A 13,052-nucleotide genomic window follows, 5' to 3' on the forward strand; every position below is an offset into this window, starting at 1 on the left:
CCCGGCGACAGAAACTCGCCCGCATTCCGCCAGAAGAAGCCCACACCCCATGACCTCTGCCGCCTCCGCCAACTCTGCTCACCCGGCCCAACCGGTCCACTCGGCGCTTGCCGATGCCGCGCCCGCCGCCCGCGCCTCCGGAAAACTCAAGCTCGCGCTCGTCACGCTGGCCATCGTGGCCGCGGCCGAGCTCATCGGGCCGGTGCAGTTCAGCGTGGGCCCGGGCAAGGTGGCGCTGCTGCCCATGCTGTGGGCGCTGCTGATCGCGGCGGTGTGGGGCATCGCGCACCGGCGCGTGCCCGGCGTGGTGCGCGTGGCGACGGCCGAGCAGTCGTTCGCGGGCGGCCTGCTCAACGCGGGCCTGCTGCTGTTCATCGTGAAGCTGGGCCTGACCGTGGGCGCCGCGCTGCCGCAGATCAAGCAGGCCGGCTGGGCGCTGCTGTTCCAGGAGTTCGGCCATGCGCTGGGCACCCTGGCGCTGGGCCTGCCGCTGGCGCTGCTGCTGGGCATCAAGCGGGAAGCGGTGGGCGCCACCTTCTCGGTGGGCCGCGAGGGCAACCTGGTGATCATCGGCGAGAAGTACGGCATGGCCTCGCCCGAGGGCCGCGGCGTGCTGGCCGAGTACATCACCGGCACGGTGCTGGGGGCGCTGTTCATCGCGGTGCTGGCGGGTTTCATCGCCAGCCTGCACATCTTCGATCCGCGTTCGCTGGCCATGGGCGCCGGCGTGGGCTCGGGCAGCCTCATGGCCGCCGCGCTGGGCGCCATCGCCGCGCAGCAGCCGGCCGACATGCTGCCGCAGCTCACGGCCATTGCCGCCGCGTCGAACCTGCTGACCACCGTGGCCGGCTTCTACTTCACGCTGTTCCTGTCGCTGCCGCTGTGCTCGTGGCTGTACGGCAAGCTGGAGCCGGTGCTGGGTCGCATTTCGAAGCGCGGCGCGCAGGACGCCGCGGGCACCGCCGCCATGTCGCAGGTGAGCGTGGCGCACGGCGGTGCGCTGCCCTTGCGCGACACGCTCATCGCCTGGGCGGTGGTGGGCTGCGGCGTGCTCATCGGCAACTCGCTGACCTACAAGGTGCCGGTGCTGGTGTCGCTCGAAGGCATGGCCGCGGTGGTGCTCATCGCGCTGGTGGTCGAGGGCATCAAGCGCCTCGCGCCGCGCCTGCCCATGGTGCTGGTGCTGTCGGTGGTGGCCACCGTGGTGGGCATTCCGGGGCTGTTCCCGTTCTCCGACGCGCTGATCGGCATTACCTCCAAGCTCAACTTCCTGGCATTCACCACGCCGGTGCTGGCGCTGGCCGGCTTCTCGGTCGCGAAGGACCTGCCGGTGTTCCGCCAGCTGGGCTGGCGCATCGTGGTGGTGTCGCTGACCGCCACCGCCGGCACCTTCCTGGGCGCGACCTTGATCGCCGAATTCTTCCACTGACAACCACCCACGAGAGACCCACGCCATGTACCGCGACCCCGAAATCGCCGAAGACACCCGCGCCCGCATGCTCAGCTGGCGCCGCGACATCCACGCCAACCCCGAGACCGCCTTCGAGGAACACCGCACCGCCAACGTGGTCGCCAACGCGCTGATGCTCATGGGCCTGCCGGTGCACCGCGGCCTGGCCGGCACCGGCGTGGTCGGCACGCTGAAGAACGGCGAAGGCCCGAGCATCGCGCTGCGCGCCGACCTCGACGCGCTCAACATGCAGGAGCTGGGCACGCAGGCGCATGCTTCCAAGTGCGTGGGCAAGATGCACGCCTGCGGCCACGACGGCCACACCGCCATGCTGCTGGGCGCGGCCGAGCACCTGTCGCGCCACAAGCCCTTCAAGGGCACGGTGCACTTCGTGTTCCAGCCGGCCGAGGAGAACGAAGGCGGCGGCCGCGTGATGGTGGAGGAGGGCCTGTTCGACCAGTTCCCGGCCGACGCCGTGTACGGCATGCACAACTTTCCGAACCTGCCGCGCGGCAGGTTCGCGATTCGCAAGGGCACGATGACGGCCTTTCTCGACACCTTCGAGATCGTGGTCACCGGCAAGGGCAGCCACGGCGCCATGCCCGAGACCGGCATCGACTCGGTGGTGGTGTCGGCCCAGCTCGTCAACGCGCTGCAGACCATCGTGAGCCGGCGCACCGGCGCCACCGACTCGGCCGTGGTGAGCGTCACGCAGATCCACGGCGGCGACACCTGGAACGTGATTCCCGAGACCGTGGTGCTGCGCGGCACCGTGCGCACGCTGGAAGCGGCCATCCAGGACAAGACCCAGGCCGCCATGCAGCAGATCTGCGACGGCGTGGCCGCCACGCACGGCGCCAAGGTGGCGCTGGACTACCGCCGCGGCTACCCCGGCGTGGTCAACACGCCCGCCGAGACCGACGCCGCCATCGCAGCCGCGGCCAGCCTGGTCGAGCGCGAGCAGGTGCACACCGACATTCCGCCGGCCATGGGCTCGGAAGACTTCGCCTTCATGCTGCAGAAGCGCCCGGGCGCCTACATCGGCATCGGCGCGGGCGAGGGCCCGAACGACCCGAACGTGCACAACCCGTACTACGACTTCAACGACAACATCCTGCCGCTGGGGGCGGCGTACTGGGTGGCGCTGGTGAAGCAGCAGCTGCCGGTACAGCAGTCGCTCGCACAGCATTCGGCCGTTCAGCAGCCAGCTTGAAGCGCTGATGCTCTCCGCCTTCGACATCTTCAAGATCGGCATCGGCCCGTCGAGCTCGCACACCGTGGGCCCGATGCGCGCCGCGCTGCTGTTCGCGCAGGGGCTCGAACGGCGCGGCGTGCTGGCGCAGGCAGCGCGCGTGCACGTGGACCTGTTCGGCTCGCTCGGCGCCACGGGGCACGGGCATGCGACCGACCAGGGCGTGATCCTCGGCCTGCTCGGCGACGCGCCCGACACCGTGCGGCCCGAGACCGTGCAGCCGCGGCTCGACGCGCTGCGCCGCACCGGCCGGCTGAGCTTGCTGGGCACCGCGCCCATCGCCTTCGACCGCGTGCGCGACATCGCGTTTCGCGGTGAAGAATCGCTGCCCGAGCATCCCAACGCGATGCGCTTCACCGCCTTTGAGGCCGATGGACGCACGCTGGCCGAGGGCACGTACTTTTCGGTCGGCGGCGGCTTCGTCGTCGAGGGCGGCCAGGCCGTGGCCGAGACGGTGGCCGCGGCCGCCGCGGTGCCGCACCCCTTCGGCACCGGCGACGAACTCATGGCGCAGTGCGAGGCCACCGGCCTGTCGGTGGCCGCGCTGGTGATGCGCAACGAATGCGCGTGGCGGCCCGAGGCCGAGGTGCGCGCCGGCCTGCTGCGCATCTGGGGCGTGATGCAGCAGTGCGTGCAGCGCGGCTTCGGCATCGACAACCCGCTGGCCGCACACGCGCTGCCCGGCCCCCTGCGCATGCGCCGGCGCGCGAGCGAGCTGCACCGCGAGCTGCTGGCGCAGGCCGGCGCGGCCGACCCGCTCGCGGCCATGGACTGGGTCAACGCCTTCGCCATGGCGGTGAACGAGGAGAACGCCGCCGGCGGGCGCGTGGTGACGGCGCCCACCAACGGCGCGGCGGGCGTGGTGCCCGCGGTGATGCACTACTACCAGCGCTTCGTGCCGGGCGCGAGCGACCGGGGCATCGTCGACTTCCTGCTCACCGCCGCGGCCATCGGCATGCTCTACAAGACCAACGCCTCCATCTCGGGCGCCGAGGTCGGCTGCCAGGGCGAGGTGGGCGTGGCCTGCTCCATGGCCGCCGGCGCGCTGGCCGCGGTGCTGGGCGCCACGCCGGCGCAGGTCGAGAACGCGGCCGAGATCGGCATGGAGCACAACCTGGGCCTCACCTGCGACCCGGTCGGCGGCATGGTGCAGATCCCGTGCGTGGAGCGCAACGCCATGGGCGCGGTGAAGGCCATCAACGCGGCGCGCATGGCGCTGCGCGGCAACGGCAGCCACTACGTGTCGCTCGACGCCGTGATCCGCACCATGAAGCAGACCGGCGAGGACATGAAGTCCACGTACAAGGAAACCTCGCTCGGTGGCCTTGCGGTGAACGTGGTGGAGTGCTGACGAGGCGGCCCCGGCGCGGGGCGTGGGTCCAGAATGCGGGGCTTGTCGTTTCCGCACAGAACGCACAGAAGGACGAGAGCCCCATGACCAGCCCCACGACCAGCTCCATCACCAGCACCCCCCGCCCGATCCAGGCGACCCGCACCGTGGCCCAGAAGCGCGCCGACTTCCGCGCGCTCCACCAGCAAGGCTGCTTCGTCATTCCGAACCCCTGGGACACCGGCAGCGCGCGCTACCTCGAGGGCCTGGGCTTCAAGGCGCTGGCCACCACCAGCTCGGGCTTCGCGTGGTCGCACGGGCAGGCCGACGGCGCGATGTCGCGCGAGCTCATCCTCGCGCACCTGCGCGAACTGGTGCAGGCCACGAACCTGCCGGTGAACGCCGACTTCGAGAACGGTTTTGCCGCCGATGCCGAGGGCGTCGCCGAGAGCGTGCGGCTGGCCGTCGACACAGGCGTGGCGGGCCTGTCCATCGAGGACTCGACCGGGAATGCGGCGCAGCCGCTCTTTGCCATCGACATGGCCGTGGAGCGCCTGCGCGCCGCGCGCCGGGCCATCGACACGAGCGGGGCCGACGTGATGCTCATCGGCCGCGCCGAGAACTTCTTCGCCGGCCGGCCCGACCTGGACGACACCCTCGCGCGGCTGAAGGCCTATGCCGACGCGGGCGCCGACTGCCTCTACGCGCCCGGCATCAAGACGCGCGAGCAGATCGCCGCCGTGGTCGCCGTGGCCGGCGGCAAGCCCGTCAACCTGCTGGTGAGCGGCACCAGCGAGCTGACGATGGTGGACATCGCCGAGCTGGGCGTGCGCCGCGTGAGCGTGGGCGGCGGCATGGCGCGCGCCGCGTGGGGCGGCTTCCTGCAGGCGGCGCGCACGCTGGCCGACCAGGGCCGATTCGACGGCTTCGCGGACGCGGCGCCGGGCGCCGAGCTGAACGCCTTCTTCCGCCCCTTCGCCGGATAGCCGTGGCGTCGAAGCGCCCGGCCGCGGGGCCGGCGGACGCCATCGAGTTGATGGGTTCGATGGGTTCGACGGGCTCGATGGACCTGCTGCTCACCGAAATCCGCGCCTGCACCACCTGCGCGGCGCACCTGCCGCTGGGCCCGCGGCCCGTGGTGCAGGCCAGCGCGGGCGCGCGGCTGCTCATCGTCGGCCAGGCGCCCAGCCTCACCGTGCACCAGACCGGCGTGCCCTGGGACGACAAGAGCGGCGACCAGCTGCGCCGCTGGCTCGGCGTGGACCGCGACACCTTCTACGACGCCACGCGCATCGCGCTCGTGCCCATGGGTTACTGCTACCCCGGCCGCGGCACCAGCGGCGACCTGCCGCCGCGCAAGGAGTGCGCCCCGCTGTGGCAGCAGCGCCTGCTGGCGCAGATGCCGCACGTGGAGCTGACGCTGCTGGTCGGCCAGTACGCGCAGCGCCACCTGCTGGGCAGCAGGGCGCGCGGCGGCGTCACGGAAACGGTCGAGGCTTTCGCGGACTACGCGCCGCGCTTCATTCCGTTGCCGCATCCGTCGCCGCGCAACACGGGCTGGTTCAAGCACCACCCGTGGTTCGAGAGCGAGGTGCTGCCGGTGCTGCGCGAGCGGGTGCGGCAGGCGCTGGGGCCACGTTTCGTCGCAGGCCGAAGCGAGCCCGCCGCATCGCCGGCACCATCGAACGCCATTCCCTGAAGAAAGCTGCGTTCCCCATGAAGCGAGAAGTCATCCGCGTCGAACCCCTGTCGAGCTGGCTGGACAACTGGAAGGCGCCGGTGTCGGTCGTCACCCGGCATGCCGGCACGGTCTACGTGTCGGGCCTGCCGCCGTTCGACCCGGCCACCGGCGAGGTGGTGCTGAACGCGACGCTGGAGCGGCAGGCCGAGCTGGTGCTCGCGCAGCTCCAGCTGTGCCTGGAAGCCGCCGGCTCCTCCCTGGCGCAGGTGCTCAAGTGCAACGTGTACTGCACCTCGGTGGAGAAGTTCGCGGCGGTCAACGCGATCTATGCGCGCTACTTTCCGAAGGACCCGCCCGCGCGCATCTTCGTGTGCGTGTCCGCGTGGCCGGGGCGCTTCGACATCGAGATCGACTGCATCGCGGCCTGCGACTAAGGGGCGGAGGCCACCGAGGCGGTTGCGGCGGTAAAGGGCCGCGCCGCGTACACCACGCGCCCGCCCACCACCGTCATCAGCGAGGTCGTCTTGCCGATGCGTTCCACCGGCACGCTGAAGAAATCCTGGTCGAGCACCGCGAAGTCCGCGAGCTTTCCCACTTCCAGCGTGCCGCGCCTGCCCTCGTCGAAGCTGAACCATGCGCTGCCCGCCGTGTACAGCCGCAGCGCCTGCTCGCGCGTGGGCGTTTCGTCGGGTCCGCGCATCGCCTTGCCGCTCACGGTCTTGCCGTCGAGCATCCACTGCAGGGCCACGAAGGGGTTGTACGAGGCCACGCGGTGCGCGTCGGTGCCCGCGCCCACGTTCACGCCGGCGCACAGGGCGGTGCCGATGGGCGGCATGCGCCGCGCCGCCTCGCCGCGCACGGCGAGCGCGCGGTCGCCCTGGAAGTACATGGCGTCTTGCAGGGTCCAGCCGATGCCCAGCGCCTTCATGCGCGCGAGCGTCTCGGGCGAGGCGTCGTCCAGGTGGGCAATGGACCAGCGCAGGCCGTTGATCGGCACCTCGGCGTTCAGCTTCTCGTACAGCCCGAGCAGGTGCTCCACCGAGCCGTTCTCCTGCCAGTGAATGGTCACGGCGAGCTTGCGCTGCGCAGCCCATTTGACGAGCTCGTAGAACCTGGCCTTCACCGCCTCGTCGGGGAAGTTGTTGTTGTACATCGCGAGCGTCACGCGTTCGCCCAGGCCGTTGAACTTGAGCATGTCGTCGCCGAAGCCCATGGGCAGCATCTGCGTGAGATCGCGAAACTCCTGCAGCTCGGCGCCGGGCTTCTGCGCGAACACGCTGTAGGCCACGCGCAGCGTCAGCGCCTTCTCGCGCCACAGCTCGAACAGCGCCGCGTACTGCGAAGGCGCGATGCTGAAGCCGCCCGGGTCCACCAGGCCGGTGATGCCAAGGCGGTTCAGCTCGGTGAAGAAGGCGCGCGTGCCCGCCACGTTGTCGTCGTAGGTGGGCTTGGGCAGCTTGTCGAACAGGGCCGAGATGCCGACGATGTCGCCGGTCATCCAGCCCGGCGCGCCGTCGGGCGAGGGCTTCATGTTGGCGGGCAGCGTGCCGGGCGGCACGCCGAGCACCTCGAGCGCCCTGGGCGTCATCACCACCGCTTCGTAGAAGAGCTGCACGTACACCGGGTTGTTCGGCGCGGCCTCCTGCAGCTCGGCCAGCGTGGGCCGGCGGCGCTCGGCGAACTGCTGCTCGGTCCACCCGCCCGCCACGATCAGCCAGCCGCCGGGGCGTGCCTGCGCAGCGGCGGTGCGAATGCGCGCCATGGCCTCGGCGATGGTGCCCGCGCCGATCCAGTTGACCTCGGTGGAGTAGCTCAGCGCGGCGCGCACCGCATGCATGTGCGAGTCGATGAGCCCGGGAATCACCGTGCGGCCGCCCGCGTCGACGGTGCGCGTGAGCGGGCCCGAGAGCGCACCCATCTGCGCGGCGCTGCCCACGGCCACGATGCGCCCGTCGCGCACGGCGATGGCCTGCGCGGTGCTGCCGGCCGCGTCGAGCGTGGCGATCCTGGCGTTGGTGACGACGAGGTCGGCCGCCTGCGCCTGAACCGGTGCCTGCGCCTGCCCGGCCACGGGCAGCAGCAATGCGGCGGCAAGCGCCGCCGCGGTGAATAGCGTGGAGGTGCATGCCATGTCAGTCCACCTTGATGCTGGCGGCCTTCACGACCTGCTGGGCCTTGGCCGTCTCGTCGACGATGAACTTGTTGAACTGCGCGGACGGCATGGTGAAGGGCTCGGCGCCCAGCTTTTCCAGCCGCTCCTTCAGCTCCTGCGACACCATGATCTTCGCGACCTCGGCCTGCAGGCGGTCGACCACGGGCTGCGGCGTTTTCGCGGGCGCGAACAGCCCGACCCAGAACAGGTACTCCGAGCCCGGCACGCCGGCCTCCACCGTGGTCGGCGCATTGGGCAGCGCCGACGAGCGCTTGCCCGTGCCCACGGCCAGCGCCTGCAGCTTGCCGCTCTGGATCAGCGGCAGCGCCGACACCATGGGCGCGAAGAACCAGTCCACGCGCCCGGCCATCACCTCGGTCATGGCCTCGGGCGTGCCGCGAAAGGGCACGTGCTGCGCGTCCAGCCCGGCCGCGAGGCGGAACACCTCGGCGTTCATGTGCGTGGCCGAGCCGTTGCCCGCCGAGCCGTAGTTGAAGCTGCCGGGCTTGGCCTTGACCTTGACGACCAGGTCTTTCACGTCGGCGAAGTGCGAGGGCGCCGTGACCAGCACGTTGGGCAGGCTGGCCATGGGCGTGATGCCCGCGAAGTCCTTGATGGTGTCGTACGACAGGCCCTTGTAGATCCACGGGTTCACCAGGTGGCCGGCCGAGTGCACCAGCAGCGTGTAGCCGTCGGCCGGCGCCTTGGCCGTGAGCCCCGCGCCCAGCGTGCCGCCCGCGCCGGGCTTGTTGTCGACGATCACGCTGGTGCCCAGCGCCGGCCCCAGCTTCTCGGCCACCAGCCGCGCGACGATGTCGGTGCCGCTGCCCGCAGTGAAGGGCACCACCAGCTTGATGGGCTGCGTGCCCGGCCAGCTGCCCTGCGCGTGCGCGCCGCCGAGCGTGCAGGCCGCGGCCATCGTGAATGCGGCGGCCGCCGCCAGCGCTTGCCTGCGGCCGGGTTGGAATGTCTTCTTCATGCGTCTTGTCTCCGTTGATTTATTCGATGAGCGATGAATGACTGAAAAAAGAGAGGCTGCTGCTACGGCGGCGGCGCGTGGGGCATCACCAGCGCGACCAGCACCGGGCGGTTGCCGCGGTTTTCGAGCTGGCGCTTTTCACCGGGCGCGAAGCGGCAGCTGTCGTAGGGGCCGAGCACTTCTTCCCAGCGCGCGCCGTCGAGCTCGCCCACCACGTGCAGCTGGCCTTCGAGCACGAGGTAGAGCTTTTCCATCGGCGAGCCGTCCAGCCCGGTGTGGCCGCCCGGCAGGATCTGGCTCATGCCCATCCACATCTGCGTGGACGGGCCGGCCTCCTTGCCCTGCAGGCGCAGGCAGCGCATGTCGAAGTGGTTGGGCGCCTCGTAGTGCGGCGCCGCGTCGAAGCGGGTGACGTGCATGGCGTGGGTTCCGAAAGGAGAGAAAAAGGAGAGGAAAGGAGAAGGAAGAGGGGAGCCGGAGGAGAGCCCCGCGTCAGGGCCGCAGCACGACGCGGTCCGTGCTGCCCGACAGCACCAGCCGGTAGGCGTCCAGCGCCTCGTCGAGCGTGAAGCTGCGCGCCACCGGAAAGGGCTTCAGCGTGCCGCGCTCGAAGCCTTCGCGCATGGCGTCGAGCTGCGCGGTGCTGGCAATGCAGTCCATCGCGAGCGAGTCGATGCCCACGAAGGTGTGCATGCCGCGGTAGAACGCGAAGATGTCGAAGGGCACCGCCCGGTCGTGCGTGGCGATGAAGATCTGCGTCGCGCCCTTGGCCATCGCCTTGTGGGCCGCCTCGAAGTAGGCGCTGCCCACCGTGTTGTAGACGATGTGCGCGCCGCGCCCGTCGGTGAGCTCGCGCACGCGCGCGGCCACGTCGGTGTGGTGCCGCGCATCGATCACGTCCACCGGCCCGCTCGCGAAGCCCTCGAACGGCCCCGCGTGCCGCTGCACCGCGATCACCCGCGCGCCGGCCTGCGAGGCCAGCTGCACCGCCGCCTGCCCGACCTTGCCGTTGGCGCCGAGCACCAACACCGTCTGCCCCGCCTGCGGCATGCCGCTGCGGCGAAAGCCTTCGTACGCGGTGACGAAGGGCACGCCCACCGCGCCGGCCTCGTCCATCGAGATGCCCTGGGGCTTGGCGCGCAGCGCCTGCTCGGGCAGCACCAGAAAGCGCGCATGCGAGCCGTCGCGCGTGATGCCGATGTCGCCGCCGGAGCCGTACACCTCGCGCCCGATCCATTCCGTCGGCCCGCTCACGACGGTGCCCGCGAAGTCGCGTCCCGGCGTGCGCGGCCACACGGCCTGCGGCATGATGCCCAGCGTCGCCTTGGCATCGCTCGGGTTCACCGCGGCGGCCGCGATGCGCACCACGGCGTGGCCGGGGGGTGGCGTGGGTTCGGATTGCGCCACTGCCTCCAGGTGCAGTGCGTCGAGGTTGGCGGCCTTTTCGTTCACACGCAATGCGCGGGAAGCGTGTGAAGTTTGGGAAGTGTGGGTCGTGTGCATGGCTGCTGCGTTCATCTCTTTGGTCCTGCTTGCTGTCACGGCGCTACCCCCGCGCATCCGGCAACCCCAACATGGTCCGGGCCTCGCGCGGATTGGCCACTTCACCGCCAAGGCTCACGAGGATGTCGCGCGCCTTCGAAACCAGCTGTGCATTGCTCTGCGCGAGCACGCCCTTTTCGAGGTAGATGTTGTCTTCCATTCCCACGCGCACATGGCCGCCCAGCAGCCATGCCTGCGCGACGATCGGGAACTCCATGCGGCCGATGCCGAAGGCGCTCCAGAAGGCGCCGCGCGGCAGCATGTTGCGTGCGTACAGCAGCGTCTCGGGCGTGGGCGCGAAGCCGTACTTCACACCGAGCACGAAGGTCCACATGGCGGGGCCGTCGAGCGTGCCGTCGGCAATCAGGTCGAGCGCCAGGTTGATGTCGCCCGAGTCGAAGATTTCCAGCTCGGGCTTCACGCCCGCCTCGCGCATCACCTTCGCCATGCGCCGCACGTTCTTCGGCGTGTTGATGACCACGTCGGGGCCGGAGTTCATGGTGTTCAGGTCGAGCGAGCACACGTCGGGCCTGATGAGCGCGATGTGTTCCACCCGCTTCTCCGGCGGCAGCAGCGTGGTGCCGGGCGCCGCCACCTTGGGGTCGTCCTCGCTCGGAATGAAGCGGCCGCCGGGGCCCGTCGTGAGGTTGACGATCAGCTCGCGGTTGCCGCGGCGAATGCGCTCCACCACCTCGCGGTACAGCTCGACCTCCATCGACGGCTTGCCCGTCAGGGGGTCGCGCACATGGATGTGCACCTGGCTCGCGCCGGCCTCGGCCGCGGCCAGGCATTCGTCGGCGATCTGCACCGGCGTGATCGGCAGGTGCGGCGTCTGCTCGGGCTTCACGAGGTTGCCCGTGACCGCGCAGGTGATGAGTGTCTTGGTGCTCACAGGTGGCGCCCTCCGTCGACCACGATGCGCGTGCCCGTCACGAAGCGCAGCGTGGTGGCCAGCGCCTCGACCGTGGCGGCCACGTCGTCGGGCTTGCCGATGCGCCCCAGCGGCGTGGTGCTGGCCATCTTGCTCGCGAACTCCGCGCCGCGGCCGGGCACGAAGCCCGACTCCACCGCGCCCGGCGACACCGACACCACGCGCACCGCCGGCGCCAGCGCCTTGGCCAGCGCGTCGCCCACGACGTCGAGCCCGGCCTTGGCCGCCACGTACGCCAGGTTGCTGCCCACGCCCGTGAAGCCCGCGATGGACGAGATGTTGACCACCAGCCCGTCGCCGCTCGCCTTGAGCATCGGCGCGAAGGCGCGAATGGTGGCGAACACGCCGCGGAAGTTGGCGCGCACGATGTCGTCGATGAGTTCGTCGGTCAGCGCGTCGAGGTCCGCCGCCGGCACCGGCTGCGTGTGGCCGGCGCTGTTGACCAGGATGTCGCAGCGCCCGAACGCGGCCTGCACCTCGGCCGCGGCCGCAACCAGGCTGGCCGTGTCCACGATGTCGGCGCGCAGCGCCGCGTGGCGCTGGTTCTGCGCCGCGGGCAGGGCGGCGGCGCGCGCCGCGGCATCTTCGCCCTTGCGGTGCAGCAGCACGCAGGTGGCGCCCAGCGCGGCAAGGCGCGTGGCCGTGGCGTAGCCGATGGCGCCGAGGCCGCCGGTGATGACGGCCAGCTTGCCGTCGAGTCGGGATACAGGGTCGAAGCTCATGTCGGTGTCTCGTGTTGAATCAGGGTGAATCACGGAATGGGAGGGCGGGGGAACTTCATCTCGCCCGGCTCGAGCTCGAAGTCGTGGTGCATCGAGGCGCTGCGGCCGTCGGGCGCCAGGGCGAAGCGGCCGATCAGCCGCCGCGTCACGCCGAAGGTCGGGTCGCTTTCCAGGTTCTCGTCGTCGTCGGCGAACACCTGCGTGATCAGCACCTTGTGCCCCGGCTTGCTCACCATGAAGTGCAGGTGCGCGGGGCGGTTCGGGTGGCGCAGCTGCGCGCGCAGCAGCACGCCGCAGGGCCCGTCGGTGGGCACCGGGTAGCCGGCGGGACGCACGCTGCGGAAATGAAAGCGCCCCTCGGCGTCGGTGCGGAAGCGCCCGCGCAGGTTCATGTCTTCCTGGGCCGGGTCCTGGTTCTCGTACAGGCCCACGGGCGAGGCCTGCCACACGTCGACCATGGCGTCGACCACCGGCTGGCCGCGGTGGTCGCGCACCGTGCCCGTCACTTCGAGCGGAATGCCCGGCGTGCCCGAGCGCGCGATGTTGTCGCCCAGCGCGCAGGCCGGCGCGTTGGCGCGCCAGAAAGGCCCAAGCAGCGCGGCCGGGGACTCGCCGTGCGGGTCCTGGTTGTTCTGCAGCGCCACCACGGTCGACACGCCCAGGATGTCGGCCGCCAGCACCACCTCGTTCTTGGTCTCGCCCGTGGCGTGGCCGATGGCGACGATGAATTCGAGCGCCTGCTCGAACTCTTCTTCGGTGAGCTTCACCTCCTGCACGAAGGCATGCAGGTGGCGGGTGAGCGAGGCCATCACGCTGCGCAGCCGTGGGTCGGGCGTGCGGTTCATGGCGTCGAGGGTGAAGTCCAGCACGGAGCCGGGCGACGTGGCGATGTTCATGGCAGGTCTCGTGGAAAGTCTTGCAATCGTTTGCACGATAGTAGTCCAAATCTCCGAAAAGTAAAATGGCGGCATTCCGCAGGTCGTGAATGCAAGAAAGCCTTCAATGGCATCCAA

The 13,052-nt window shown here is 70.6% G+C and carries 13 protein-coding genes; 6 read left to right on the top strand and 7 right to left on the bottom strand.

Translation table 11 applies throughout. The annotated features are described in order from the left end of the window. Positions 1-49: 49 nt before the first annotated feature. The 6 genes from AB6807_RS11845 to AB6807_RS11870 all read left to right on the top strand — a co-directional run bounded on the left by AB6807_RS11845 (position 50) and on the right by AB6807_RS11870 (position 6,147). Positions 50-1,429: a DUF3100 domain-containing protein gene (locus tag AB6807_RS11845; RefSeq protein WP_371084667.1), complete on the top strand. Its 1,380-nt coding sequence runs from the start codon at positions 50-52 to the stop codon at positions 1,427-1,429. A gap of 25 nt (positions 1,430-1,454) precedes the next feature. Next, on the top strand, positions 1,455-2,663 hold the full coding sequence (locus tag AB6807_RS11850) for a M20 aminoacylase family protein (protein WP_371084668.1): 1,209 nt from the start codon (positions 1,455-1,457) through the stop codon (positions 2,661-2,663). A gap of 4 nt (positions 2,664-2,667) precedes the next feature. Then, positions 2,668-4,053: an L-serine ammonia-lyase gene (locus AB6807_RS11855; RefSeq protein WP_371084732.1), complete on the top strand. Its 1,386-nt coding sequence runs from the start codon at positions 2,668-2,670 to the stop codon at positions 4,051-4,053. Positions 4,054-4,136: 83 nt separating this feature from the next. After that, on the top strand, positions 4,137-5,018 hold the full coding sequence (locus AB6807_RS11860; protein ID WP_371084669.1) for an oxaloacetate decarboxylase: 882 nt from the start codon (positions 4,137-4,139) through the stop codon (positions 5,016-5,018). A gap of 77 nt (positions 5,019-5,095) precedes the next feature. After that, positions 5,096-5,731, top strand: coding sequence for a uracil-DNA glycosylase family protein (locus AB6807_RS11865; RefSeq protein WP_371084733.1), 636 nt, complete (start codon positions 5,096-5,098; stop codon positions 5,729-5,731). Between the two features lie 17 nt (positions 5,732-5,748). Next, positions 5,749-6,147, top strand: a complete 399-nt coding sequence (locus AB6807_RS11870) for a RidA family protein (RefSeq protein WP_371084670.1) — start codon at positions 5,749-5,751, stop codon at positions 6,145-6,147. Here the strand turns inward: AB6807_RS11870 and AB6807_RS11875 are convergent. From AB6807_RS11875 to AB6807_RS11905, 7 genes are all read right to left on the bottom strand, one after another. Next, positions 6,144-7,844, bottom strand: a complete 1,701-nt coding sequence (locus tag AB6807_RS11875) for an amidohydrolase (protein ID WP_371084671.1) — start codon at positions 7,842-7,844, stop codon at positions 6,144-6,146. The genes AB6807_RS11870 and AB6807_RS11875 overlap by 4 nt on opposite strands. Before the next feature lies 1 nt (position 7,845). After that, on the bottom strand, positions 7,846-8,844 hold the full coding sequence (locus tag AB6807_RS11880; RefSeq protein WP_371084672.1) for a tripartite tricarboxylate transporter substrate binding protein: 999 nt from the start codon (positions 8,842-8,844) through the stop codon (positions 7,846-7,848). Positions 8,845-8,906: 62 nt separating this feature from the next. Next, the gene (locus tag AB6807_RS11885) at positions 8,907-9,263 is read right to left on the bottom strand and encodes a cupin domain-containing protein (RefSeq protein ID WP_371084673.1); all 357 of its coding nucleotides are present in this window, start codon (positions 9,261-9,263) and stop codon (positions 8,907-8,909) included. 73 nt (positions 9,264-9,336) lie between these two features. Beyond that, positions 9,337-10,362 carry a zinc-binding alcohol dehydrogenase family protein gene (locus AB6807_RS11890; RefSeq protein ID WP_371084674.1) on the bottom strand — a complete coding sequence of 342 codons (1,026 nt, stop codon included), beginning with the start codon at positions 10,360-10,362 and terminating at the stop codon, positions 9,337-9,339. A gap of 28 nt (positions 10,363-10,390) precedes the next feature. Continuing rightward, entirely contained in the window at positions 10,391-11,278 is an 888-nt protein-coding gene (locus AB6807_RS11895; protein WP_371084675.1) for a 3-keto-5-aminohexanoate cleavage protein, read from the bottom strand. Beyond that, complete coding sequence (locus AB6807_RS11900; RefSeq protein WP_371084676.1) at positions 11,275-12,039, bottom strand: SDR family NAD(P)-dependent oxidoreductase; 765 nt, start codon at positions 12,037-12,039, stop codon at positions 11,275-11,277. The genes AB6807_RS11895 and AB6807_RS11900 overlap by 4 nt, the downstream gene beginning before the upstream one ends. 29 nt (positions 12,040-12,068) lie before the next feature. Further along, positions 12,069-12,935, bottom strand: coding sequence for a dioxygenase (locus tag AB6807_RS11905; protein WP_371084677.1), 867 nt, complete (start codon positions 12,933-12,935; stop codon positions 12,069-12,071). Between the last annotated feature and the right edge of the window lie 117 nt (positions 12,936-13,052).

The sequence above is a fragment of the Variovorax sp. RCC_210 genome (assembly GCF_041355175.1).
Taxonomy (GTDB): Bacteria; Pseudomonadota; Gammaproteobacteria; order Burkholderiales; family Burkholderiaceae_C; genus Variovorax.